The organism is Pontibacillus sp. HMF3514 (assembly GCF_009858175.1).
GTDB lineage: Bacteria > Bacillota > Bacilli > Bacillales > BH030062 > Pontibacillus.
Genome location: NZ_CP047393.1, coordinates 1,509,095 through 1,534,515, shown reverse-complemented (window position 1 = coordinate 1,534,515; position 25,421 = coordinate 1,509,095). Strand labels below are relative to the sequence as shown.

Annotated in this window: 30 protein-coding genes and 1 pseudogene; 9 read left to right on the top strand and 22 right to left on the bottom strand. The window is 36.7% G+C overall.

The window, feature by feature from the left end:
* Positions 1-109: 109 nt before the first annotated feature.
* Positions 110-2,128: a sensor domain-containing diguanylate cyclase gene (locus GS400_RS07970; protein WP_160100646.1), complete on the bottom strand. Its 2,019-nt coding sequence runs from the start codon at positions 2,126-2,128 to the stop codon at positions 110-112.
* 259 nt (positions 2,129-2,387) lie between these two features.
* Between GS400_RS07970 and GS400_RS07965 the strand changes: the two genes are divergently transcribed.
* On the top strand, positions 2,388-2,495 hold the full coding sequence (locus GS400_RS07965) for a YjcZ family sporulation protein (RefSeq protein ID WP_304608247.1): 108 nt from the start codon (positions 2,388-2,390) through the stop codon (positions 2,493-2,495).
* 54 nt (positions 2,496-2,549) lie between these two features.
* On the opposite strand, the gene GS400_RS07960 is transcribed toward GS400_RS07965, so the two are convergent.
* The 9 genes from GS400_RS07960 to GS400_RS07920 all read right to left on the bottom strand — a co-directional run bounded on the left by GS400_RS07960 (position 2,550) and on the right by GS400_RS07920 (position 11,257).
* A complete protein-coding gene (locus GS400_RS07960) occupies positions 2,550-4,529 on the bottom strand; it encodes a sensor domain-containing protein (protein ID WP_160100642.1) in 1,980 nt (659 codons plus the stop codon).
* A gap of 34 nt (positions 4,530-4,563) precedes the next feature.
* Complete coding sequence (locus GS400_RS07955; RefSeq protein ID WP_160100640.1) at positions 4,564-5,928, bottom strand: TrkH family potassium uptake protein; 1,365 nt, start codon at positions 5,926-5,928, stop codon at positions 4,564-4,566.
* A 292-nt stretch (positions 5,929-6,220) separates the two neighbouring features.
* A complete protein-coding gene (locus GS400_RS07945) occupies positions 6,221-7,009 on the bottom strand; it encodes an arylamine N-acetyltransferase family protein (RefSeq protein ID WP_160100636.1) in 789 nt (262 codons plus the stop codon).
* Positions 7,010-7,021: 12 nt separating this feature from the next.
* Complete coding sequence (locus GS400_RS07940) at positions 7,022-7,453, bottom strand: YwpF family protein (RefSeq protein ID WP_160100634.1); 432 nt, start codon at positions 7,451-7,453, stop codon at positions 7,022-7,024.
* Between the two features lie 41 nt (positions 7,454-7,494).
* Positions 7,495-8,517, bottom strand: coding sequence for a GTP 3',8-cyclase MoaA (gene moaA, locus GS400_RS07935; RefSeq protein ID WP_160100632.1), 1,023 nt, complete (start codon positions 8,515-8,517; stop codon positions 7,495-7,497).
* 56 nt (positions 8,518-8,573) lie between these two features.
* Entirely contained in the window at positions 8,574-9,845 is a 1,272-nt protein-coding gene (glp, locus tag GS400_RS07930) for a molybdopterin molybdotransferase MoeA (RefSeq protein WP_160100630.1), read from the bottom strand.
* Between the two features lie 111 nt (positions 9,846-9,956).
* Complete coding sequence (locus GS400_RS20325; protein WP_255454174.1) at positions 9,957-10,091, bottom strand: hypothetical protein; 135 nt, start codon at positions 10,089-10,091, stop codon at positions 9,957-9,959.
* 120 nt (positions 10,092-10,211) lie between these two features.
* A complete protein-coding gene (locus tag GS400_RS07925; protein ID WP_160100628.1) occupies positions 10,212-10,352 on the bottom strand; it encodes a hypothetical protein in 141 nt (46 codons plus the stop codon).
* 356 nt (positions 10,353-10,708) lie between these two features.
* Positions 10,709-11,257 (bottom strand): HD domain-containing protein, encoded by a 549-nt coding sequence (locus tag GS400_RS07920; RefSeq protein WP_160100626.1) that lies wholly within the window; start codon positions 11,255-11,257, stop codon positions 10,709-10,711.
* 171 nt (positions 11,258-11,428) lie between these two features.
* Here GS400_RS07920 and GS400_RS07915 point away from each other — a divergent pair, with 171 nt between their 5' ends.
* On the top strand, positions 11,429-12,178 hold the full coding sequence (locus GS400_RS07915) for an SDR family NAD(P)-dependent oxidoreductase (RefSeq protein WP_160100624.1): 750 nt from the start codon (positions 11,429-11,431) through the stop codon (positions 12,176-12,178).
* A 367-nt stretch (positions 12,179-12,545) separates the two neighbouring features.
* Here the strand turns inward: GS400_RS07915 and GS400_RS07910 are convergent, their stop codons facing one another.
* Positions 12,546-12,704, bottom strand: a complete 159-nt coding sequence (locus tag GS400_RS07910; protein ID WP_160100622.1) for a hypothetical protein — start codon at positions 12,702-12,704, stop codon at positions 12,546-12,548.
* 428 nt (positions 12,705-13,132) lie between these two features.
* On the opposite strand from GS400_RS07910, the gene GS400_RS07905 reads away from it, so the two are divergent.
* Both GS400_RS07905 and GS400_RS20040 read left to right on the top strand, forming a co-directional pair.
* A complete protein-coding gene (locus GS400_RS07905; RefSeq protein WP_160100621.1) occupies positions 13,133-13,459 on the top strand; it encodes a hypothetical protein in 327 nt (108 codons plus the stop codon).
* A gap of 64 nt (positions 13,460-13,523) precedes the next feature.
* Entirely contained in the window at positions 13,524-13,685 is a 162-nt protein-coding gene (locus GS400_RS20040; RefSeq protein WP_201450143.1) for a hypothetical protein, read from the top strand.
* A gap of 169 nt (positions 13,686-13,854) precedes the next feature.
* Here GS400_RS20040 and GS400_RS07900 read toward each other — a convergent pair whose 3' ends face one another.
* Complete coding sequence (locus tag GS400_RS07900) at positions 13,855-15,225, bottom strand: MFS transporter (RefSeq protein ID WP_160100619.1); 1,371 nt, start codon at positions 15,223-15,225, stop codon at positions 13,855-13,857.
* A 168-nt stretch (positions 15,226-15,393) separates the two neighbouring features.
* Here GS400_RS07900 and GS400_RS07895 point away from each other — a divergent pair, with 168 nt between their 5' ends.
* Positions 15,394-16,044, top strand: coding sequence for a DedA family protein (locus tag GS400_RS07895; protein WP_160100617.1), 651 nt, complete (start codon positions 15,394-15,396; stop codon positions 16,042-16,044).
* Between the two features lie 54 nt (positions 16,045-16,098).
* Here the strand turns inward: GS400_RS07895 and GS400_RS07890 are convergent, their stop codons facing one another.
* Together GS400_RS07890 and GS400_RS07885 are read right to left on the bottom strand one after the other, a co-directional pair.
* Positions 16,099-16,272, bottom strand: coding sequence for a hypothetical protein (locus tag GS400_RS07890; protein ID WP_236561199.1), 174 nt, complete (start codon positions 16,270-16,272; stop codon positions 16,099-16,101).
* A gap of 102 nt (positions 16,273-16,374) precedes the next feature.
* Positions 16,375-16,941: a hypothetical protein gene (locus tag GS400_RS07885; protein ID WP_160100613.1), complete on the bottom strand. Its 567-nt coding sequence runs from the start codon at positions 16,939-16,941 to the stop codon at positions 16,375-16,377.
* Positions 16,942-17,073: 132 nt separating this feature from the next.
* Here GS400_RS07885 and GS400_RS07880 point away from each other — a divergent pair, with 132 nt between their 5' ends.
* Positions 17,074-17,226, top strand: a complete 153-nt coding sequence (locus tag GS400_RS07880; RefSeq protein ID WP_160100611.1) for a hypothetical protein — start codon at positions 17,074-17,076, stop codon at positions 17,224-17,226.
* Between the two features lie 926 nt (positions 17,227-18,152).
* Here GS400_RS07880 and corA read toward each other — a convergent pair.
* From corA to GS400_RS07860, 4 genes are all read right to left on the bottom strand, one after another.
* Positions 18,153-19,103: a magnesium/cobalt transporter CorA gene (corA, locus tag GS400_RS07875; protein WP_160100609.1), complete on the bottom strand. Its 951-nt coding sequence runs from the start codon at positions 19,101-19,103 to the stop codon at positions 18,153-18,155.
* Positions 19,104-19,230: 127 nt separating this feature from the next.
* Positions 19,231-19,416, bottom strand: a complete 186-nt coding sequence (locus tag GS400_RS07870) for a hypothetical protein (protein ID WP_160100607.1) — start codon at positions 19,414-19,416, stop codon at positions 19,231-19,233.
* A 69-nt stretch (positions 19,417-19,485) separates the two neighbouring features.
* Positions 19,486-20,148, bottom strand: coding sequence for a haloacid dehalogenase type II (locus tag GS400_RS07865; protein ID WP_160100605.1), 663 nt, complete (start codon positions 20,146-20,148; stop codon positions 19,486-19,488).
* Positions 20,149-20,214: 66 nt separating this feature from the next.
* Positions 20,215-20,925: a VOC family protein gene (locus GS400_RS07860; protein ID WP_160100603.1), complete on the bottom strand. Its 711-nt coding sequence runs from the start codon at positions 20,923-20,925 to the stop codon at positions 20,215-20,217.
* Between the two features lie 230 nt (positions 20,926-21,155).
* Here GS400_RS07860 and GS400_RS07855 point away from each other — a divergent pair, with 230 nt between their 5' ends.
* On the top strand, positions 21,156-21,647 hold the full coding sequence (locus tag GS400_RS07855) for a DUF2512 family protein (RefSeq protein WP_160100601.1): 492 nt from the start codon (positions 21,156-21,158) through the stop codon (positions 21,645-21,647).
* A 144-nt stretch (positions 21,648-21,791) separates the two neighbouring features.
* Positions 21,792-23,081, top strand: a complete 1,290-nt coding sequence (locus GS400_RS07850) for an MFS transporter (RefSeq protein ID WP_160100599.1) — start codon at positions 21,792-21,794, stop codon at positions 23,079-23,081.
* A gap of 51 nt (positions 23,082-23,132) precedes the next feature.
* On the opposite strand, the pseudogene GS400_RS20165 reads toward GS400_RS07850, so the two are convergent.
* Positions 23,133-23,243, bottom strand: a pseudogene (locus GS400_RS20165) (GNAT family N-acetyltransferase); the annotation flags it as partial.
* A 62-nt stretch (positions 23,244-23,305) separates the two neighbouring features.
* Here GS400_RS20165 and GS400_RS07845 point away from each other — a divergent pair.
* Entirely contained in the window at positions 23,306-23,473 is a 168-nt protein-coding gene (locus tag GS400_RS07845) for a GNAT family N-acetyltransferase (RefSeq protein WP_160100597.1), read from the top strand.
* Here GS400_RS07845 and GS400_RS07840 read toward each other — a convergent pair.
* The 3 genes from GS400_RS07840 to GS400_RS07830 are packed head-to-tail and all read right to left on the bottom strand — an operon-like array spanning position 23,460 to position 25,412.
* Positions 23,460-23,687: a sulfurtransferase TusA family protein gene (locus GS400_RS07840; RefSeq protein ID WP_160100595.1), complete on the bottom strand. Its 228-nt coding sequence runs from the start codon at positions 23,685-23,687 to the stop codon at positions 23,460-23,462. The two genes, GS400_RS07845 and GS400_RS07840, sit on opposite strands and share 14 nt — an antisense overlap.
* Before the next feature lie 24 nt (positions 23,688-23,711).
* Positions 23,712-24,839, bottom strand: coding sequence for an MBL fold metallo-hydrolase (locus tag GS400_RS07835; RefSeq protein WP_160104556.1), 1,128 nt, complete (start codon positions 24,837-24,839; stop codon positions 23,712-23,714).
* A 15-nt stretch (positions 24,840-24,854) separates the two neighbouring features.
* A complete protein-coding gene (locus GS400_RS07830) occupies positions 24,855-25,412 on the bottom strand; it encodes a sulfurtransferase TusA family protein (RefSeq protein ID WP_160100593.1) in 558 nt (185 codons plus the stop codon).
* Positions 25,413-25,421: the final 9 nt, after the last annotated feature.

Sequence of the window (25,421 nt, the reverse complement as noted above, 5' to 3'; positions counted from 1 at the left end):
AGAACAATAACCTTCATAAAACATACTCCTTATAAGTAGAGTCGATTGAATGATATTCGTTAAATATTATGTTATTTCAATTGTACGTTAAAAATATTCACTCGTCAATTTAACAAGTGGAGAAACGTTGTACATATACTTGATCTTTCCCATTCTCTTTAGCTTCATACAACGCTTGATCTGCTCTTTGTACAAAAGCTGTAATCGATTCAGTTTCATCGGGAATACGATGTATCATTCCTATCGAAATCGTCACATAATCACTGATCTCTGATGCACGATGTGGAATTTTTTTATTTTTGACACTGTTTCTTAATGCTTCTGCTTTTTCTTCTGCTTCACTTATATTTAGATTTTCATAAATGATCGCAAATTCCTCTCCTCCATACCGCGCAATAAATCCGTCATTTTTCTCTACCTCAGTCTGAAGGGTTGTAGCGATTTCAGCTAAACAATCATCACCATGTAAATGCCCATATGTATCATTAAAAGGCTTAAAGAAATCGATATCAACCATCATAAAGGTTATCGAATTTTTTTGTTTTAAAGCCTCTGTCCATGATTGATCCATATACTTTTCAAACAACCTTCGATTTGGAATGTTGGTTAAGCTATCTTTAAAAGACATCTCTTCTAATTTTTGATTCGCTTTTTGGAGATTTCGTTCAGCATGTACCCATTCCGTAATATCATGTATAGCCCCTGTATATCCTTCTAAATTTCCTTGCTCATCAAACACAGCTGTACAATAAAACTCTACAATACGTTCCCCTCCATCTTTTTGAGTGTAACGGACCTGATGCATGGTATGATCTAATTCTTTATTCATAAGGGGGCGCAACATACGATAAAGTTTCACTCGATCTTCTCTATGAACGAAAGACATGAAATGTTCTCCTATTGCTTCCCGAACTGTATAACCTGAAACCTTCTCCCATGCTGGGTTAAGAAATACCCAACATCCCTTTGGATCGATTTGGTAAACAACTTCAGAAATGTGGTCTACAATATTTTTATATTGCTTCTGTGTCCTTCGCATCATTTTCATATTATATTGTAATTGTACAATCATAGACTGAAAGCTTTGTGCAAGCTCTCGAAATTCATAGGCCGAACGATTAAACACTGAAAAATCAATGTGTTGATTCCATTTCCCATGTCGAATCTCCCTAGCCCTTTCAGCTAAAAGATGTAAAGGATGATTAATGCGTTGAGCGATACCAATAAAGAGTACAAAACCAATTGCATAAACAGCTAGTACATCCATGCAGAAGACAAATAGTTGGATATAAAGGGAACTAAACACCTGGCTTTTATTTCGTTCTGATACGATAAACCATCTATCCTCATTTACCCAACTGTAACTCGCATACATTTCTTTTTGTTGATTTTCGTAGGATTTCAGAATAGGTTTATGGGCTAATGCTTGTTCAAATAAATATGTATCCCGAATGCTAGTTGTTCCTGTTTTGTCAGGATCTAATAGGGATCCTTCTTTTGTAACAATATAGGTATAATTAGAACCATTCTCATCATTAAATAATGAGGTCATTACATCAACTTTTACTTTTCCATATAATACTCCAACGAAATCCCCCTTCACTCGAATTGGCGCAGAGATGATAAAAAACTTTTGATGGTCTTCCTCAAAGATGGAACTTATATAAATGTCTTTCTCATTTGCTTCTTTAAAAAACTTTTCATCTTTAACAGATTCTTCTTGGTTGAATCCATAGACGACTTTTCGATCTTCTCTATGAATTTGAAGTGCAACATCTCCGTTTTCATTTGTTTGAGAGATCGAATGAAATGCTGGATTCCCAAACAAAATATCTCGATAAATCCATAAGCTGTTGTCCTGATTGCTAATCATTTGAGTAGCAGTCATGGAGGATAAAAGCTTAACATCTTGTTTACGTTCCTCAAGCCAATTCTCTAACTGCTCCTTCTCCAAATGAACTTGTTCTGATAGCTGTTCCATCGTTGTGCTTTTTCGATCATGCGATTCTAACCAATAATAAGGGATGATTGTCAAAACAATCACGAGGAATAGAAGCAAGAAAAACCAAAAAAGCAATTTTGTTTTAACTTTTTGAATCCCAAAAAAAGATTCAATTTTCTCCATCATAATTAAACGTCCTTTTTCTATATACATGACTTTTTGACTAGACTTATAACAATCATTTTACACTATTTTCATAATGCTTTCATGCGAATTTTTAAAATATTCCATTTTTAATTTGAATTTAATCCTAATTTCTTATCAGTTATAAAATGAATTAGATTTATTACAATTTAGACAAACGTCCAAACATTGCCAGGCTTTTTTCCATATTGTATTAGTGTAAGATTTCAGGAGGTGATTTTGGATGCCTTATGGATATGGAATTGGCGGATATGGCGGTGGCTACGGTTGTGGCTACGGCGGAGGATTCGCCCTAATTGTTGTACTGTTCATCCTACTAATCATTGTAGGTGCAGCTTTTTATTGCTAGTAAATTGAAAAAGCCCTTTTCATTTGAGAAGGGCTTTTTTATTAAGGGTACCTATTAAACTGATTTTGGAAAAAAACGATCTAACTGATGAGGTGGGAGAGGCTTACTAAAATAATAACCTTGCATTTCATCACAACGTTCAGTCTTTAGAAACTCAAGTTGCTCTTCTGTTTCCACACCTTCTGCGATCACTTTCATGTTTAGAGAATGTGACATATGAATAATAGATTTTACAATAGCCGCATTTTGCTTTCGGTTCTCATGTATGAAAATTCGATCAATTTTAAGCTTACTAATGGGAAATTGACTTAAATACTTCAAGGATGAATACCCTGTTCCAAAGTCATCTATGGAAACATGCACACCTAAAGCACGCAAACCTTCTAATGTCCGAAAAATATCTTCCTCATTACTCATTGCCATAGATTCAGTTATTTCAAGTTCTAAATAGTGTGCATTCAATCCAGATTCTTTCAATATACTCTCAACTTTATCCACTAAATCCTTCTGATAAACTTGTTTAGCTGATAAATTCACACCCACTACAAAAGGGGTGTACCCTTGGTCCTGCCATTTTTTATTTTGAAGACAAGCTTGTTTTAAAACCCATTCACCAATTTCAAAAATAAGTCCAGTTTTTTCTGCCAGTGGAATAAATGTTGCTGGTGGGACATACCCCCATTTTGGATGCTTCCATCGAAGCAGTGCTTCAAGACCCACAATTTGTCCGGTTTCTATGTTTTTCTGAGGTTGATAATGAAGTTCTAATTGGTCTTCCTTCAATGCTTTTCTTAATTCAGTTTCCATGGTTAAGATCGTCTTAAAATCCTTAGAAATCGAGGATTCAAACACTTTGTAATGATTTCGATTATTTGCCTTGATTACGTTCATTGCTGAATCAGCATGTTTAATCAAGTCATTCGAATCATGACCATCTTCAGGGTAACTACTAATGCCAATTGAAACGGATGTAAAAAGTTCTAACCCTTCAACAAGTAAGGGAGATTCGAAAGATTTAATTATTTTTTGAGCTAAGTGTTCAGCCTCTATTTTTGATTGAACACCTTTTTGTAAAATAAGGAACTCGTCTCCGCCCATGCGAGCAATAAAATTATGTTCATCATGGTGCATTTTTAATCGTTCTGCAAACGCATACAATAATTTATCTCCAAACACATATCCTAATGTATCATTAATCTGCTTGAAGTAGTCGATGTCCATAAAATGTACAGCTACCTGTTCTCCATTATATTCAGCCTGTTGGATCGCTTCTTTAAGTGTTTTCATAAAGTATGTACGATTCGGAAGATCTGTTAATTCATCATAATAAGCCATAAACTCAATTCGTTTTTCCTGTTCAACACGGTCTGTAATATCTCTCACTATAGCTCCGCGTAAAACTCTGTCTTGATATGGATATGGATGTGCCATGATTTCAACATGGATTAATGACCCATCTTTCTTAATACCAGTAAGTTCATAAGGTTTATCTGGGAACTGGCTCATCATACTTTGAAGTTTATAGGAACTGCGAGATTCCACCATATCAAACGCACTAAGATGAACCATCTCTTCAACCGTGTAACCAAACATTCTGGCAAACGTTTCATCACAGTCAATTATATTACCTCTGTCATGAAGTACAATGCCTTCGAAGCTACCTTGTATGAGTTTGTTCATATGTTGTTTAGCTTGCTTCACCTTATCATTTAAGGAAACGGAATGAAGAATCATAGAATAAAGATCTTGATCGCTAGTATTGTTCATTTTCATGGATTTAACATGAAAATACTGTTTTGAGCCATCCTTTACCTCTAATAAGGTATTCGTTTCCTCTTGGCTCACTAACCTATCAAAATCAAAATAATCTCGGATATTTACAGACATTTTTTCAGAAGTCCCTAAAAGATCCCAAGCAGATTGATTTCCTTCTACGATCGTACCCTCTCCATCTACAAACAGGATAGCGTCTTGAACTTGCTCAAGTAACCATCCATGAATAGGAAGCTGTAACTGATTGGATGGATTCGACATTCCGTATTCCCCCTAATAACCCCTGAGTATGTCTTTAACCAATAATAATACGCTCGGTAGGATAATGATATCTTCCGCTTTTTTTATCTTTTTTAAATGTAAATAGGAAGGATAAGATTCCTATGCGTCCTATAAACATTAGCGAAATTAAAACAAATTTACTAATACTAGTTAGTTCTGGGGTAATTCCCATTGATAAACCAGTGGTACCGAATGCGGATGAAACTTCAAAGATAATTTCTATTAAGCTAAATGGTTCAAGTATGGTTAAAACCACTACACTTAAGAAACATGTAATAACTGCCATTATGGAGACCACAACTGCTTTTATTAAATCTTCTTCATGGACTTCTCTCCCAAATATGTGGATGCGTTGTTTACCTCGTGCAAATGTTAGTAAGAAAATAATCACCAGTGCAAATGAAGTAGTACGAATACCACCACCTACACTACTTGGGGATGCACCAATAAACATGAGTGCAGACATAATAAATTGAGTTTGCTCAGTAAACTGACTCACATCCATAGTTGACAACCCACCACTACGAGTTGTTACTGATTGGAATAGTGAATAAAATAGAATCTCATGCCATGACTTATCAGAAAAATAATGATTAATTTCTAACAAGCCAATTACGAGTGTACCTACCACTACAAGAACCAAAAAGGTGACCGTGGTTAGCTTGGTAAATAATGAAAATCTCATAAACCTTCTTTCCTCAACTGAAGAAAACAAATAATCTCTTACTTCAATTAATACAGGAAACCCAATGGCTCCTAATATAATTAAAACAATATGAATAAATTGCACAAAATAATCATCTTGGAATGGAATTAAGGATTGACCTGTAATATCAAAACCACCATTCGTTGTGGCACTAATAGAAGCAAAAAAACCTTGAAAATAAGCTTCTTGCCATGTAGGGAAATACTGTAAATAGTACGTTCCTAATATAAAAAATCCAACTAACTCAATAGCAAGAATCATAAATAATATTTGCTTAATTAAGCGGACCATGCCTTGGAAGTGTGTTTGGTTTTGGTCTGTCATAATTAACCTACGCTCACGTAGACCAATTTTCTTCCCTAAAACAATCCAAATAAACGTTCCAAGTGTCATGATACCAATGCCACCAAACTGAAGTACTGCTGCTAAAAGAAATACTCCAGTAACACTAAATGTCTCTGCTGTTGGTACGACTGTAAGCCCTGTTACACTAACAGCACTAACAGCTGTAAAGATTAGATCAACAAGTGAAAGAGATACTCCCTCTTTATGAGCCACAGGAAGACCTAATAAAATACAAGCCGTTATAGCGGCTGTACCATAAAATAATACGATAAGCTGAACGGGTGATAGGTTATTCATCCAGCGTAAACTACGTTGTCTTACCCACATACTAGTTTCTCCTTTAATTGCTATAATTCCTGCTCAATCGATTCATTCTTCCATAATCATAGCAATTATTAATGATAATATCGGTACATTACTCGAATTATGAAGAACGCATTTGCTAATTATGGAAGTGGTATTGATTTTTCCCTTGATTCTTAGCTTCATACATTGCCTTATCCGCATGTCGTATCAGCTCATGTAATAGCTTAACATGTTTTATGTGATATTTTGGGATTGAAATCAAAAATTCATAAGATATTAGCATATGAAAGAAGGATAAGGTTTTCATAAAACCTTATCCTTCTTTAGACATGTGAGTGGAGCTGCTAATATTGTGTAATTCATGTTTTGGTATATGTGTATAGTTTTCGATCATATTCAATATTTCATCGTGATGATGTAATAAACGTCTTGTTCTAGAACGGTTTCGTGTAACTGTAATATCTTTATCAGTAATGGTAACCCGACCATCCATTAACCTTTTTGTAACGATTAAGCCGTTAGTAAACAAAGATTCTGTAGATGTTTGCGTATAATGGGCAGCTTCATAAAATTCTTCATATGTAAACGGAGAAAGTGTAAATCTATACTGCGTTCTCCAATACCCTTCATATCGCTGTAGATCAAGTCCATTTTCAGCCTTTTTTATTCGATAAAGCCCACTTGCATCCCGATGTGTCTTTCCGTTAATAGGTATTGGTTTTATAAAGGAGTCACCAAAACCCACGTCAACTAAATAAGGTCGTTCCAAATATACTACATTTGTGGCATGGCTATTCGGATAAGTCCATGTACCATTCTTTTGTTTAACGGTTGCTGCTATAAGGTCAACTTTATAACCTAATTGGCTAAGCAACAAATTAAATAGCCCATTTAACTCATAACAAAAGCCACCACGTTTACGCTGAACAATTTTTTCGTAAAATTGATCTGTGTTCAGGTCAATATAACGACCTGTAACGACATCAATATTTTCGAATGGAACAGAATAAAGATGGGCTTTCATTAATTGTTCCAACCCTTTTAACGTAGGCTCAGGAGGTTGTGAAAGACCAATCCTGGAAATATAAGATTGAATGTCCATCCTATCTCTCCCTTAAACTTTGGTTTCAGCATCTTCCACATGTTGCTTAAACATTTCTAAAAGCTCGTCACCTTGATAACCTTCCTCTATTAAGTTTTGTAGCATTTGTTCCACTTGTTCTTTTTTATAATCTACAATTGTTCCCATAAAGAGGACATTAAAACCTTCACCAATCTCATTTAAGGTTAGAAGTTTCACTAAAAAATAAGCAGGTTGATTAGAGGATTTGGAAATTTTAGCTTCAAGCACAAACTCTTCTCCCTCTTCTTGAAGACCTTTAAAATAGTCCAATTGTTGAGCACCTACATATGCTTCAATTAGCCACTGATTATGCTCATCTTCTCTATTGATAATTAAACCATCAATAAGAGGAATTGTTTTCTTTTCAAAACCTTCTTCTAATTCATGAATGACATTTAGTTTAATCAATTTAAATGTTTTCATAATAACTCCTTTTCTTACCCTTAATAAAGTGAACTTCTTTATTATCCACCAATATAGGACATCTCAATCTTCTTATCCTTTGGTTTCTTTCCCTCAGCACGATCTGCAGAATAACGGTCATCTCGCCTTGTCCAACGCTTCATGATTTCTAATTTCAAACCGTGATCAGAAACCCCATCTCGTAAAAGCGATCGAATATCATATCCACCTGAAGCAAATAAACAATGATAAAGCTTACCATCTGCTGAAAGACGTGCTCTTGTACACGTATCACAAAAGTGATCCGTTACAGAAGAGATTACCCCAACTTCTCCCTCTCCATCTTGATATCGATAACGAGAGGCTACTTCTCCATAATAATTGGGATTAATCGGTTCGAGTGGCATATGTTCATGTATTTGATCAATGATTTCACGTTTTGAAATAACAGAATCCATATTCCACCCATTTGTATTACCCACATCCATAAATTCTATAAAACGCAATATATGTCCTGTTGCACGGAAGTATCTTGCCATAGGTAAAATCTGGTCATCATTCATTCCTTTTTTAACAACCATATTTACTTTCACTTGTAATCCTGCATCTTCTGCAGCTTGAACGCCTTTTAGTACAGGCGCAGTTTTAACTCCTCGACTATTTATGGACTTAAATACCTCATCATTTATTGCATCTAAGCTTAAATTAATTCGGTCTAGTCCAGCTGCCTTTAGAGCTTTAGCCTGTTTAGGGAGGAATACACCATTCGTTGTCAGGGCAATATCTTGAATACCATCAATTGCATACAACCGCTCAATTAATTCACTTAAATTTTTCCTTAATAGTGGCTCTCCTCCTGTGATCCGTATCTTCTCGACACCTAAAGATGCAAATGCCTCAGCAACACGAATGATTTCATCATAGGATAAACGTTCGTTTTCGCTTAGAAATTGGTAGCCTTCTCCAAAAATCTCTGCAGGCATACAGTATGTGCAACGGAAATTACATTGATCGATTACCGAAATTCTCAAGTCTTTTAACGGACGTTCAAATTGATCTGTTATAGCAGTACCTGTGGTATCCATCTTTTGATCCCTCCCTCTTGTTGTTCGTTATTACTATTCATTTTACAAGTCAAACCCTAGAATGTCCAAGTGTCGGCCTGTCCCTCATTAACTTCAATAAGAAGAGCATCAATTAAATCACCTTTTTGATAACCTCTTGTGCCACCTGGAAGCATCATAAATGCATTCGCACTTGCTAATGACGTAACAACAGAGGACTTATCAAGGCCAGATGGTTGTATGTAAACATTTCCATCCTGGTAATGGAGGTTTGAGCGAACGAACCTAGTAAATGGATTAGCCTTTGGAAAATCAGCTCCAAGATAAGCTTTGATCTTAGGTGGATAAGGTTGTTTAGAACCCATCAACGAGCGAAGTATTGGACGCGTAAATAATTCAAACCCTACATAACAAGCTGAAGGATTACCTGAGAGCCCAAACAATAATTTATCTTCTTTTGATGCTACAGTTGTTACGCTGCCAGGCCTCATTGCTACCTTATTAAACAATACGCTTGCCCCTAATTCTTTGTAGATGTCTGGCATTAAATCATAATCTCCAACAGATACACCGCCTGTTGTGATCAGTAGATCTACTTCCTCTAGGGCTTGAGATATCGCTTCGAATGACGTTGCAAAATCATCTTGTAGCGTCCCAAAGAATTGAACATCTCCTCCAGCACGTACGATTTGCGAAGCAACCATAGAAGCATTCGAATTACGAATTTTGCCAGGAACTAGATCATCTTCCACTTGTAATAATTCTGTTCCTGTTGTAAATAAACCTACCTTTGGACGCTTAGCTACTGTGACATGAGCATAACCGAATGTAGCTAGTAGTGCTTTTACACCTGGGTTGATTGTTGTGCCTTTATATACAAGCTTTGATCCTTTTTCAGTTTCAGACCCTTTAACGTTTACATTATCTCCTGGATTCATACTTCTTTTGATCGACATATATTCCTGACCTTGGTCTTCATATGTTTGGCAAATCTCGAACATGGCTACACAATTCGCCTCTTCTGGCAGCTTGGCACCAGTCATAATTCGAACGGCTTCTCCTTTTTGAAGAGGCTTAGTAGCTACTTTCCCAGCAGCTATATGTTCTGTAACTTTAAATGTGATTGGATTCTCCTGGCTCCCATATGCTGTATCCTCTGCACGGAACGCAAATCCATCATACGGAGATTTATTAAATGGTGGTACAGCATGCGTAGCAACAATGTCCTCACCTAACATCCGACCGTCACTATCTTCAAGTCTCACTTTTTCTTTAATACCTTCATCAGCAAACTGCATCACCAGTTCCACAGCTTCTTGAACTGGAATTGGATTTCGTTTTTCAACCATCCGAACCTTCCTCTCATCAAATACTCTCTTTACAAAACGTATCAAATTTGCGGGGTCAACTCCAACTATTAAGTTTAATATAATAAAGAAAAGCTGGATATAACACCCAGCTTAGCAATAAAAATATTTATTTTTCTGCATCATTAAACGTTCTGATGCTTCTTTATACTGACGTTCAGAACGCATGATATCTTGTTTTGATCTTCTTTCAATTGTTATGGTAAACAATAATAATTGTAATTGCATGAGTTATGTCTCCTTCCATTCACTTTGTTTGTAGCTAACCGGTATCTTTCTCCGCATTAATCCATGCCATAAATTGTTGTAGTCGAATCATAGTTCATCCATTCCTTTCATTTCATTATTTTAGAATTCAGAAATAAAGTTTGCTTTACGATCCATAAGCTGTTCTTCTGGGGTGACATCATAAAATGGAGAACGATTCGTCTGATGTTGTTTGTGATTCTTGGCAAACGTAATCGTAAAAATAAAAAATTGTATCGTCATGTGAAATTCCTCCTTTATTCTTTTTTATTTATATAAAAGGGAAACCCTCTTATAGCACATAAAAAAACCGTAACGATTCGCTACGGCAATAATGAGACATATAAAAAACCGCAGGGCACACCTACGGCATTTCAAGTAAACTGTATAAATCCGCAGGTCATTCAACCTACAGCTTCTTAATGTTAATGATGAATTATAACATAAATCCACGACGAGCAAAGGTCGAATGATACATATTAAGTTGGTTGGTTAGAGTCATTACATTTTTCATCTTTTTCGACCTCGCTTTCGTTTAATTTTTAACACAAGTAAAGTATATGCAACTCATTATGAAATGTAAACCATTTTAATCAAATTTATCCAATAAATTCTTTTGGAACAGTTTCTTTGGTTAAAATAGCATCGATTTGCTGATCAAGTTTGTGTAACTCTTGAATGGCTTCACTAACTTCCATTTGTTTATAATGATGCAATCCTTTTGGTTGCTCATCTTTATTATCTGCTTGTGTAATCACTTCTTGAAGAGGTGTTTGCTTCCCTTCTAAGGAAAATGGCAAGTACGAATCAGTGTGTAATAGGATTGCAACGGATATTTCCTTGGCTGCTACACGATCTTCTCCTAATCTAATGAGAAGTTTATGAGCACGCTCAGCACCTTTTATGGCATGAATATCATTTTGACGATATTCATCATAGTCCCATTCCCCTTCATTGTTATACCATTCATAATGGCCAATATCATGAAGCAACGCTGCCTTCGCTGCATGATCCACATGAACACCTTTATCCACTGCGATTTCAAAGGCATATTGAGCAGCTGTCACCGCATGATGAACACCTGAACGACGAAGGTATTTTCTTGTAATGTGATGTTTGAAAATATCGACTAAGTTAACATTCCTCATTAAAATCCCTCCGATTAGTTTTCAGAATAATATATCACAATGTTTATAACGTAACAATCTTTTCTTTATGTTTTCCCCTAGTCCCTTGTTACAAACGTTCTTTTCTTGGGTTTAAGATACGAAAAGATAAGGTATAAATGGTAAGGAATTGAAGTAAGAGGAGCTGGTCAAATGAAATTTATAGATGACACTGTCTTAATCACCGGGGCTAGTAATGGAATCGGAAAGTCCCTAGCTAAAGCTTATGCAGATGAAGGTGCAACTGTTCTTATGATTGATAATGATAAAGGTAATGGTGAAAAACTCGAAAATGATATTCGGGAAAATCACAAACAAGCTTATTTTATATACTGCGACCTGCGGGACCCTAAAGAAATCGAAAACCTTTTTCAACATATAGATGAACATTATAAGACTCCCTCCATATTAATCAACAATGCAGGGGTAAGCCGTTTTGAAAACATCTTTGATTTAACTGTTGGTGAATGGGACAATACCATCCAAACCAATTTGAGAGGTACATTCTTATGTTCTCAACAAATAGCCAAACGTTGGAGGGATGAAGGGATTCATGGACGTATTGTGAATATGGCTTCCACAAGAGCACTCATGTCTGAACAAGATTCAGAGGCTTATGCAGCTTCAAAAGGTGGTATACTAGCTTTAACCCATTCTCTCGCAATGTCATTGAGTGAATATCAAATAAGAGTGAATGCCATTAGTCCAGGTTGGATCCAAACAGAAGCTTATGAAGAACTGAGAGATATCGACCACACCCAACACCCATCCAAACGAGTAGGGCATGCAGCAGATATCGCAAGAGCTTGTTTTTACTTAAGTGATAAGGAAAATGCTTTTGTAACCGGGGAAAATTTAGTTGTAGATGGTGGTATGACTAAGAAGATGATTTATGAACACTAGATAGAAAGTTAGTTAGATCATAAGCAGTTCAGTTTTGAAGGGTGAAACAAGATTTTCATCTTAACTGAACTGCTTTTTGATGTTCCATTAAAGCCCCGTTTCGAGATATAGGTTCGGAGGAGTCCGTTGCTTGTATGAGAGTAAGGGGGTCAGTGAAACGGCAATACTCCTGTTGCCTCACACGACGTGGGGTAGGTCGACGTTGCCACACGATGTGGCGGTCTTAGTCGATCTTCCTTGTTTACTTTGAGCCTCCTCGTTCACTCCGTTCTCTGTGGGGTCCCATCTGCCCTTTCTACCACTGGAGTTTGCCGTTTCCTTCCCCCCTTTGCGTTTATGGAGAATAACGGACCCTAGTGTGTGAGTTCTAAACCTTACGGACATCTGTTCCGTTATTTTGAACTTTTAAGGCATTTCGAGAGTCGTTACGGACATATGGTACCTTATTTGTGACAGATTGCTCTTTATTAAGGTGATTTGTAGCAATTAGCGGAATGAATGTCCGTAAGCTCTTTAGAAAAACCATTTTAAGGTGAAATAGCGGATCAAATGTCCGTAAGCATTACCTCCTCATATCGCTGCGGTTCCGTTAATCTCCATTCGGCTAAGGTGGGCTTGGGAACGGGTTGACTCCTCCGGAAAAACGGGCGAGCGAGACCCCGCAAGAAGCGTAGCGGATGAGGAGGCTCGATCGTTCGTCCGGGGAAAGCAACCCGTTCCCAAGCCCACCGTACTCCACAATAGCAACGGAACCGCCTCTCTCACTAAAACAGTTATTCCACATAACTGCCATATAATTGAATAAATTCACATCAATAAATAGCTTTTTATTTTTTTACATGAATTCTTTATACCAGGGACTTTATACCCATTTCACATCAAATTTGTTTTTACGATCTAATTTCGGGGTAACAAGAAAGTAACAAAACGAAACAACAAAAGAGGGTGAAAACCTTGAATGAAATCTCATCTTACTATATACACCTGAAAGAACAAAGACTATCCATGGAAGAAATCATGAACATTTACCGTTTTGTTAATCAAAGCACTTATGATGTTTATTTATACCAAGACGATTTAATTGCAGATGCTTGTAATCTTCCTAAATTGCTATCATTTTTTCTATACTACCGGAAGAATGAACGCATCCTCATGATTATCGATGGTGAAAATGTGGAATATGCGTACCAGAAGATCATGAAATACTGCGAAAAACCAATTGATGAGTGCTACGTAAGAAATACTCATGTAGCTAAAGAAGACGTAGCCATCCAAGTATAAGTGTTTACCCATATGGGACTTTCCTACATGAGAGTAAAACATTTAAAGAAAGGAATGATCGTTCATGACTCACGAACGCGATGTTGAGATTGAACGCAAAGAGAAGAAATCAGATTCAAGTAAAGTTGGCGTTGCTGCCATTAAGTATATTACCTACCTGATTATCTTCTTTGGTATTCTATGGTTTTTAATTCAATATGTCGTCGGTCCATTATTAGGCGGCTAATTAAAGCTGATATCTCCTGTGAAGGAGTTTATCATACACAATCATCCTTTTCTCCATCTTTTCCCGACAAACCCTTACTCATTACGAGTAAGGGTTTGTTCTTTTTGCACTTAAGAAAGAAGTATAAGTGCAGACGCTCTATTTACAGCTCACCATTCAGATGGTTTTCTTATCCTTCTTTATGGAAAAAGAACCGGAATTGAAGATAGCCTATCAAGATAATCATGCTAAAAGCTAAAAAGATGTTACTGTAAATAGAAGAAGCTCCCCCCATCGCTATGGGGTTGATCGAAAAGCTGGGATCAAATAAATCTAATACTTTTCCAATAATGGTAGCGCTAATAGCCCCTGAGACAAAATTCATCAGATTAAATACTCCCATGCCTACCCCGGTTTCATTTTTTGAAAGTAGACTAGAAAGCAGTTCAGCTGAGGATGCTTGCACAAGAGGAAAACTCATATATGAAATGATAACCATACCACTTAACAACCATACGGCCAAACCAGAAACAGATGAAACTGCAAGAAAACCTGTTCCTAGTAATAACATTGCACCATACAAAACAAATTTTGCCCCTTTTAAGTCAACAAGAGTTCCACCCTTCTGTCCAACAAGCGCAGCACTCATTGCACCTGGAAACAACACAAAACCAATGCTCATCGTGGAAAGACCGTACACATCCCGTAACATGATCGGTAACAGAAACATCATTCCGAATAAACAAGTTATTGTAAAAAAGCTCGTAATGATTGTTGTTCGATATTTGATATTTTTAAATAAATGCGGTGGGATAAAAGGCTTCTCAATCGAACGTGTTCTTAGTATGAACAAAATAAAGAACATGGCTGATACACAAAGAACCCAAACATTCCCTAATGTAATACCTAAAAGTAAAGAGGCTATAAATCCACCAATCACAGCCGCCCCCAAATAATCTACGTACCCTTTATTGGTACTCTCCTCAGGTAAGTTTTTACGAAGTAGGGGAAGTGTAATAATGATTAATGCAGATGTTAAAAATAGATACCTCCATGTTAAGGTGCCTGCTATAAATCCACCTGCAATAGGACCAATTCCTGATGCAAATGCCATTACAGAAGATACAATTCCTAGCACTTTTCCTCTTTCTTTTGGAAAATAACGAATCGGTGCTAAAAATACAAGCGCAGGAATCATAGAACCACCCATTGCTTGAATGATTCTAGCGACAAGGACCATTCCATAATTTACAGAAAAGAAACCTACGATTGAACCTACTGAAAAAATCGTTAGTCCAATCGTTATTAACGTTTTATATGGGTAAAAGTCTGCTAACTTTCCATACATTAATGCTCCTACTGCATACACCATAATATATCCGGTCATCACCCAACTTACTTCTGATGGAAGTAAGTCATAGGTTTTAGCAATATCAGGTACTGCAATATTAAACATCGTTCCATTCATAACTGAAAACATTAAAACTGCACATAATGCAAAAAGCAATCCTCTAGAATTAGGAATCTCAATCTCTTTATCTATCTCTTGCCCGTCTGACATAGAGCAGGCCTCCATTCATTCGATACTCGAAAGAATCATATCAGATTAAAGAACAACTGTCACTTTGAAAGACTAAGAGGGAATGTATGGGAACACTTTTATACAATAATATTTGAGGGTATACAACGTATAGAAGAACAGTTGGACTCTAGTAGAAAGGGGCACACAATGCTCGAATTTATAATAAATTTCATTAAAGAGATAGGTATTTATGGTTTATTACTTAGTCTTGCTCTCGAAGCTTCCTCACTCCCATTCCCGGGTACGATTGTCGTTTTAACGTACGGTTATATTATGGATGCCTCAGCATTCAAATTGCTGTGGGTGGCCTTATTAGCTGGAGCTGTTTATACAGCAGCTAGCTATATACCATATTTTATTGGCTATAAGCTCGAAGGAAAAATGAAGAAATGGATTAAACCAGAAAAACTAGACAAGTCTGAACGTTGGTTTAACCGATGCGGAGAATGGACGATAGCTATTTCAAGACCATTAGGACTAGGAAATTATATTTCTTACTTTTCTGGTATCAGTAAAGTTAAGCCTATACGATTTGGAGCGATTACGTATCTTGGTATGACCCCATGGATTTATGTGATGCTCATATTAGGTGGAATGGGGAATCTTGAATCTATGAAAAACCTATTTTCTAGTGTTCAACAATATATTTTTATCGGTATTGGAATTATCGTTATAGCTTACTTTGCTCTTAAACAATTTAAGAAATCTAAAGACCAATCTTGTGATACAGGTATTAAAAAGACGAAAAAGAAAATATCTCAGCAACAGTTGAATTATAACCAAAAAGAAGAAGCCTAATAAAAGTCCTTTCCAATGGCATTAAATTGGGAAGGACTTTTATTAGGCTTCGCATTAAGGTGAGTTAACGAACTTAGGGTCTCCACCTTCATAAATCAAGTTTATAGGGGTACCTTCCCCAACAACTTGTAAAGGTGAATCTTTTTTATGCTCCTCTACCTCTGATGGATCAGAAGATGCAGCAACCTTCGATATTCCAATCCAAATGACGATAGTTAATAGAATCATAATTTTCCAATGAACCAGGTTACGGATACGCCTTCGATACAATATAACCCTCTCCCTAACGAAGTTCGAATTCTTTCTTTTACTTTAACAACTTTTCCTATTTTAGGAAAGGTCCGTTTCTAATAAATATCCCAAAGCTTCATGCAGATGTGGGGAATGATGTTGAGAAGGCGAAATTTCAATTTGATATACAAACAGTCCAACAATCATCATCGTAATCGCCATATATATGGGGTTACGAAACCAATTTACTAATGGGTGATCACGTGCGCAAATATATATAGTTAGGGACATTATTGAAAAAACCAAAAGAGAGAAAATTTTCAACATCAATTCCCATTCATTCGTTATAACCATGCCACTAAGCATGCCCCCCATCATCCCTCCCATTAATGCTTGCATGAATCCATGTAAAAGGTGTTCCAAATCTAAAGGTAGCATGAGAATAATAAGTATGGCCCCTGTCAAAACCCCAATTATCATAGAAAACAATAAAGATGAAAATAAAACTTCCCATACCATTCCAGTATAAAAGCTCCCTATCATCGTAACCACCATGACTACTGTACGTGTATAGAGCGGTAATATTTTTCTTGAATGATGTAGAAATATGATAAAAAACATCATTGTGAAGATGAGCATTATGGTACCGTAAAATATTAAACTCATAACATCCTTCCCTCATTTCTACTTGTCCTATGACTAATATATGGTGTTCAGCTCAAAAACATGAACACATGAGACAACCTGATAAAAGCGTATATTGGAATGAACATACTTCTTTGTAAAGGAGCATCATCCATGGACATCAAACTTATTGATTGGAAACTCCTTTCTTTTATATCCACTTCCCTTATTTATGAGCACTGGTTTTACATGCGCATTCCTAAAATATACTATTGGAGCCTTAATGAACGTACAAAAACTAAAAAGAATGATGGTAAAGATCATTAGAAAAAAACCCGCCTTTATAGGAAAGGCGGGTTTTCTCATTTATATAAAATGATTAGGGGAAACTATTTTTTTGGCTTTCTTTGATCAATGAGGTCACGGATTTCATTTTCTGTCAATATCATTGAACTCACTCCTTATTCAAGTCATTCGCAAATTCTTTAACAAGATCGGTTGTTTTCTTATCTTACTCTTATCATACCTTCATACGAATGCTGCGATAACGGTAAGGAGATTGATATTCTTTCGGTCTTGAGACGTATTTGAATCTAAGCCCATTAAAAAAACACTTTGATTCTGTAAGTTTATAATGAAATGCGGAGAGGAGTTATTCAGCTATTTGGCAGGATTGTTGAAGACTTGAAACTGAGAGGAGTCCGTTGCTGTTGAGTAATTTGTTGCGGTCAGTGAAACGGCAAGCCTGTTGTGGAAGACAAGCCGAGCCTCCTCGTTCCTGCGGGGTCTCGTCTTGCCTTTGCTACCACGACAGTTTGCCGTTTCCTTCCCTCCACGCGATTATGGAAACTAACGGACCATAATTTGGCTATCCCACCTCATGTTGGTTGGAAATCATATTCAGAGAAGTTGTTCAGAGCCTTGTCATGATAGTGTTATACTACCTGGAATCAGAACACCTCATCCCAAAACTAAGGCGGTTCCGTTAATCTCCATTCGGCTAAGGTGGGCTGGGAAACGGGCTGACTCCTCCGGAATAACGGGCGAGCGAGACCCCGCAAGAAGCGTAGCGTATGAGGAGGCTCGCTCGTTCGTCCGGGGAAAGCAGCCCGTTTCCCAGCCCGCCGCACTCCATAAAAGCAACGGAACCATACTCATCTTATCTCGAAAACAAGTCTTCCACATAAGGGGGCTTTAATGGAATAATGCTTATTATTAAAAAAAGCTCAGAGTAAAATACTCTGAGCCCTTTGTTAATCAAACCATCCTTTTCGTTTAAACCAAACAAACATGAGAATAGCTACAGTAATCATAAAACCTAAAACGATAAAGTATCCGTACCTTGCATCAAGTTCAGGCATGTACTTAAAGTTCATTCCATACACACCTACAATAAATGTTAATGGCATGAATATTGTGGAGATAACGGTTAAAATCTGCATGGTTCGATTCGTTTCATGAGAATTTAACGACATATAACTATCCCTTATATCCTGGGTCATTTCTCTATTGGATTCAATTAACTCCGCAACTTTCAGAAGGTGATCATGAATATCAGAAAAGTACTCTTTTCGAGTTTGAACCCCATCTAAATGATGAGAGCTTAACATGCGATATAATAGATCACGCATTGGGTGAACCGTTTGACGTAAGGTTAACAGGTCAGCACGTGTATCAAATAATTGCTCCAATAAGCGCTCCATAGATAATTGTTTAGTATTTTCCTCGATATCATTTATGTGATCTTCTATCGCATAAACAATTGGGAAATAGTTATCGACGACTTTATCTAAAATCTGATGTAAAATTTGATACTCTCCCCATTTAGAAGGCGTATTCATACGTTTTAATCGATTCCAAACTTGTTCAATTTCAGGAGATGTGTGTTTATGATATGTAACGAGATAACCATCTCCATTGAACATATCAATTTCTTCTTTTCCTAATGTTTTAGAATTTAATGCATGTATCACAAAAAATGTGTAATCATCAAAATAATCGAGTTTCGGCCTTTGTAGCGTGTGAATACAATCTTCAATCGCCAATGGGTGAAAGTTAAACACAGTATCTAACTTCTCGGTTTCACTAGGTGTTGGTTCTGCAAAATCTACCCAAAACCATTCAATCGAATCTTCCAGCAGCCGTTCCAAGGGTAAATCTTTATGTAGTTGATTATCTTTTGTTAAAGCAAGTGATCGTATCATAACCTTCCCCCTTTCTTCTCAAATCTTTCACAAAGATATACTTATTATAGTAACACTACCTGAATCCCCTTAAACTTCTAATGATACAAAAAGAAAAAACACTTAAAAATAAGTGTTAGGAAGTTGTTTATGGTGATCCCCCATCCATTGGGATTGGTGGAACGTGACGATTCTTCTCTTTTTCAACCTCTGGATCGAAGGGTGGTTGTACGTTTCCCCACTTCTTCTTCTTTTTTCTTACATCTTTATTGACAAAGTAAGCAAACGTCACTAAAAGGAAAAGAGCCCATAGTCCATTTATAAGAAAAGACATAAGAAAACCTCCTTTCGTTCAGTGTACCATTCATCAATAAAAAGTAAACTGAAGGAAAGAAGGTCTACTTTATTTCCATTTTAAAATTCCATTTAGATCTTCAAACTCGTGGTCAGGTTCTAAACCAATTTCAGGCCAAATACTCTTTCCACGATTGATCCAGACTGTCTGAAATCCAAAGCTTTTCGCACCCGTTATATCCCATGGGTTACTGGACATAAATAGAACATCTTCAGGCTCTAAACCAATTTGATCCGATGCAAATTGATAAGCTCTTGGGTCTGGTTTATACACTTGGATTTGATCAGCGCTTAATAAGCCTATTTCACCTTCCATGTTGTTGTTTTCCAATAAAGGCTCAAGCATATCCATCGTACCATTTGAAAAGATCACAAGTTCTTTTTGATTACGATTCAAATCGTTAAGCACATGATTTACTTCATCAAATGGTTTTAAGTGAGAATATGCTTCCATTAATGCTTCAATTTGATCAAAGGAATAATTAACCTTATTGATTTTTAATGCATCGACTAAAGCCCATCTCGTTATATCATCAAAAGGTTGGTAACCCTCTATTAGCTGTCTGATAAAAAAGTAATGAACTTGTCTACTTCTCCATTGCTGACTGATAGCTTCTCCTTTATCAGGAAATATATCATTGAGCTTATCCATGACTGTATGAACATCAAACAATGTTCCATAAGCATCAAACACAAAAGCTTTTGCATTCATGTAGATAGGGCCTCCTCTTGACACATCTGAAATTAGGTTTTGTACAATTAAGTTGTTTCATACATGTTAAACGAATTGAACGCGTATCTTATGTCCTTCTCCATCAGTAAAATGGAAAGACTCACCATCTTCACATTCTTCAACTGCGATGCCAGCATTTTTTAATGTTTGATAGTCCTCTTGAATATTATTAGACCCTAATGTGAATGGATGATTCATTTGTGTGAACAGATCTGTTGGAATCTCTACAAGAGTAATCTGCAAATGATCTAAAGTAATGGCTCTTAGTTCTCCGTACATAGGTGTTGGAAATGTAAAACTGTTCAATTCAATTGCTCCCAGATGGTCCTTATACCATTGATATGCACGCTCTAAATTTTGAACAGGTAAAAAGTATCCACCTAAATGCATAAACGATGCAGATTGAAGACCATCTTCCCAACCTACGATACCAATTTGTAGTTCGTTGGGGTCTGTAACCTCGTAAGATAACATATCATAAAAGTCATTAATATCTGTAAGTTTACATCCTTTTAGGAACAAGTCTCTATGTAAATTCTGGGGATCATACACATTCAAATTGATCGGGCTAAATGGATAAGTATGCTCTTCTTCACTTTTATAAAATACTAATTTAGCTCCTTTAGAAAATGAAAACTTTACTTCATCTGTTTCATGCTGGTTTGCAGAGATCTGTAAATGATCTTCATACCATGATTTTGTTTCTTCTAGATTTCTTGAAGGAATTCGGATTTCCTCTAACTGACGAATTGCCACTTTCTATCACCTCTCCTTTTTTTGCTATACCCTGTTTGTTGATGATTTAACCTTCTAGATATAATTTGTAAAATATTCAGAAACTTTATCGCAATAATAATTCTTTCTTTTTTATTCTCGTCATTTAAAATTCCATATTTATGTAAATTATAACATATGATTACGAAATTGATTAAGACGTTTTAAAGTGAATAATTCAAAAGAAGAAGAAAAAAATAAGTGTGGAGGTGTTGAAACTGAAACACATAAAAGCACTAGGTATCAAATGGGTTATTCTCCTTGTTGCTATTTTACCTATCTATGCGCTCATTACTTACGCTTCGCTATTCAATATAATGCTCATCAGTGTAGTGTTATTGGGTGTTACTTATATTGTAGGGGATCTCTTTATTTTAAGAAGATTTGGTCTTATCGTCACTTCAATTGCAGATCTCGTTTTATCTTTTGGTATTCTCTATACATTTGGATATGTTATTAATGGAATACCAACTCAAACCTTCACAGCAGCTTTAACTGCAACAGGTTTCATTGTAGCCTTTGAAACGTTCTTCCACATTTATATGGAAAACCAAGTTCTTCAATTAGGTTCTCATATCTATGATAAAAGACGGCAAACGCTTGTCCCACAAAAGTTGCGAATTGAAGCATCTGAGGAGCTATTCCCTCATGAAGGTGGAAAAAAAGAAGGACAAAAAGAAGATACACATAACCCTGATGAGTAAGCAGTCTATGTTCTAGGCTGCTTTTTTTATTCTTTTTTCTCCATCCGCCTCTAGACCGAGAAACATTCAATCCACGGTTAGGTGGTTTTTTTTGGTTTTTAGATTAAAATAAGAATATCAAATTGTTGGAGAGGACAGATACAAATGAAAGATACATTTGCTGTATTTAAAAAAATGAACTTCACAAAGGTGTTTCTAGCTGCTATTACATCCCGACTAGGTACTATTGTTGGAATGACAGCTTTTACATTTTACTTATTGGACCGCTTCTCTAGTCAGCCATTCTATGCAACGTTTACAGAAATGATGTATTCAGCTCCAACATTGCTTGTTTTCTTTTTAACAGGTGTAGTTGCTGACCGTATGGATCGCCAAAAAGTCGCCTATTACAGTGACTTTATCTGTGCAGGTTTATCCATTGTTTTAATCGGTGCTATCATGACAGAATTTATGCCTCTTGTATTCTTTGTATTATTTTTACGTAGTGCTGTAGCTAAATTCTTTGCTCCAGCGGAAATGAGCTTAGTTCAAGGGATTTTAGATGAAGAGGAGTATTCTACTGCAGCTGGTTTAAATCAGATGATTGCTGGTGTATTCAACCTTTTTGCTACAGCATTAGGGCTTGGTGCGTATTGGGCATTAGGTGTTCATGGAGCTATTATTGGTGACGCTGTTACTTTCTTGATATCTGCATTCTTAATTTTATCTTGTACGATTGATGAAGAAGCTCGTCTTCCAAATGGATCACACAGTATTAAGGATTTAAATTTCTCTTTTATCTTTAAAGAATTCAAAGAAGGATTACTATACATTCTTAATCATAAACTTTTGATGGCACTCATTGCTGGATTTTTCATTATAGGTATTGTTAACGGTGGATTATCTGTTATGCCACTCTATATCTTAAAATACAAATTGACCCCTGATGACTATGAACAATGGTCTGTCGTACTTGGGATTATTTTTGGAGTATTTATGATTACAGGGAGTATCCTTGCATCGATGGTGGTTAAAAAATTAAAACTTTATACATGTCTATCATTGGGATTAGGTGTCGCGGGTATTTTCTTAGTTGCGAGTGGCTTTGTTTCTACAGTTACATGGTTTCTAATTTTAACAGCTTTTGTAGCTTTAACGATCCCTCTATCAAATATCGCTATTGGGGGCTGGCTCCCCTCAATTGTAGATCGTAAAATGATGGGCCGTGTGGAAAGCTGGATTACTCCTGTCATGATGATTTCTCATACAGCTACATTAGGATTTATTTCAGTTGGGTTTCCGAATTACTTTTCTATTTCTTCTCTGTTTTACTTTTGTGGAGCAGTTTTAGCTCTAGTTGGAATCCTTTATTATATGATCTTGCCTAAGTTAAGTAATGATTTTGATGAGCGTAAGTCTGTTGAAGTAGAGCAGCCAGCGCCAGTGAGTACGTAAAACAAAGAAGCCCGCTATCCTTCATTGAAGATTGCGGGTTTTTCAAGTTGGTTATAATCTTTTCATTATATAGGAACGGCTGTGTCCTCTAGGATGATCTTCTACTTTTCCAAATTTCTCATAACCGTTGTTTTCATAAAACTGAGGTGCTTGGAAGCTGAAAATTACTCGGTGGAATTACAGGGGAAGCTTTTTGGTATTACATGCACATTGATTTTTTGTAGATGGATGAATCAATAAGAGGACAAGGGTACGGAAAACAATTACTTCATCAATTAGAAGAATATGCAAAAGCGAACTACTACTTAATCCTGTTAGACTCCTCCATAATAAAAAAAGCCCCTTCTCACACGAGAAGAGGCTCTTCATTAATATTCATTAACCTTTTTTAATATAGAACGTAAATACGCCATCTGCTTCAGAGGAATCTAAAAGTTCATGACCAGTTGATTCTGTCCATGCTGTTAGGTCAGCTTTTGCACCTGCGTCAGTTGCTTGAACTTCTAGAATTTCTCCGCTTTCGATTTCTCCAATTGCTTTCTTTGTTTTAACGATTGGCATTGGGCATGCTACGCCTTTTGCGTCTAATACTTTTGCTGCGTTCATTGTTCATCTCTCCCTTTAGTAATATTAGTTAACTGCGCAACGGTTAGGTCCGATTTCCATCTCGCGTTGCTTTTCATCTTCTGGGTTGAGTTTACCCATGTTTACCTGACGAATTTCCTCGTAGCTATTTGGTTGTGGTGGTAGGTTTTCTGTAACCATCTTACGGAATTCTTGTTCATCATCCACATTTAAACCAGAGTTATCTTGGTAAAGGTCACCAAGTTTTTTCGCAACGACTCCTGAATCAGCCATTTCGCTCATTTTGCTAAAGTGTGCTGGTAGTACAAGAAGATCGTTTGAAAGTTCTTTATAACGGCTGTAAAGTGTATTTCTTAGATCGCCAACCCAGTCCTCAGCTTTACCAGCAAGGTCAGGGCGTCCGATTGATTCAACAAATAGAATATCACCTGTTAGAAGGTATTGATCATCAATAATGAAAGAAGTTGAACCAATTGTGTGGCCTGGTGAATAGATTGCTTGCACTTTAATTTTCGTATTACCTACTTCGATTTCAGTGCCATCTTCAAGACCATTGTAATCAAACTCTACTTCAGTAGCGTCTTTTGGAGGAAGCCAGTATGAAGCATCTGTTTCCTCTGCAATTTTACGTCCCCCAGAGATGTGGTCTGCGTGAAGGTGCGTATCTGCAACATGTTTGATCGTTAAGGATTTGTCCTCAGCAAAATCAAGGTATGGTTGAATTGTACGGTTAGAGTCAATGATCATCGCTTCACCTTGACTTTCAACAAGGTAAGATAGGCAACCTTTACCTAGACGTACGAACTGGTAAAGCTCTCCGCCATCAGAAAGATCTCCAACTTTTACCGGATCAAGATATTCACTCCAAGCCTTCATTCCGCCTTCAAGGTAGGAAACTTCTTTAATGCCTGCTTCATCAAGCATATCTGCTACCATTTGAGAAGAACCTTCTTTGGCACAAACGACTAAAACATTTTCATTTGGTAGTTCTTCAACAATTTCCTCAACACCATCTAATAGGTCAAAATACGGCTTATTGATAACGTGAATGGAGTTACCTTCAATTTTCCAATCTTTAAATTCACTTTCATTACGAACATCTAGAATAAATAGTTCTTCTTGGTTCATAACTTTTTTTGCAACTTCGGCTGCTGTCATTGGTTTAATCATAATCCAATTACCCCCTATTTATTGTTCTTGTTTTGTCTCTCCGCTCCACTCTTTCATTCCAGGAATGACGTTATAAGCATTGTGCCCCTGCTTAGCTAGCTTTAGAGAAGCTAGATCACTTCTGCTACCCGTACGGCAAACGACATATACGTCCTGGTCTGAATTCAATTCTGATAAACGCTCATCAAGCTCACCAAGTGGAATATTGATAGCACCTGGGATATGACCAAATGAATATTCTGCTGGTTCTCTTACGTCTAGAACCGTTACATCTTCAGACAGTTTATTTTGTAATTCTTCATTTGAAATCGTTTGATCATGTTTCTTTTCTTCTTGATCCTCATCATCTTTACCCTTACGAAGGTAATGCTTTAGGACTTCTCCGTCTTCTACAGTTCCTAGATACTGATGACCTGCATTCTCAGCCCAAGCTTGAATATCCGCTTTGGATCCCTGGTCAGTTGCAAGAACCTCTAAAACATTTCCTGCTTCTAATCCTGTAATTGCTTTTTTCGTTTTAACAATCGGCATAGGACAAGCTAGCCCTTTTGCATCAAGTGTTTCATTTGCTTTCATCGTTATTCC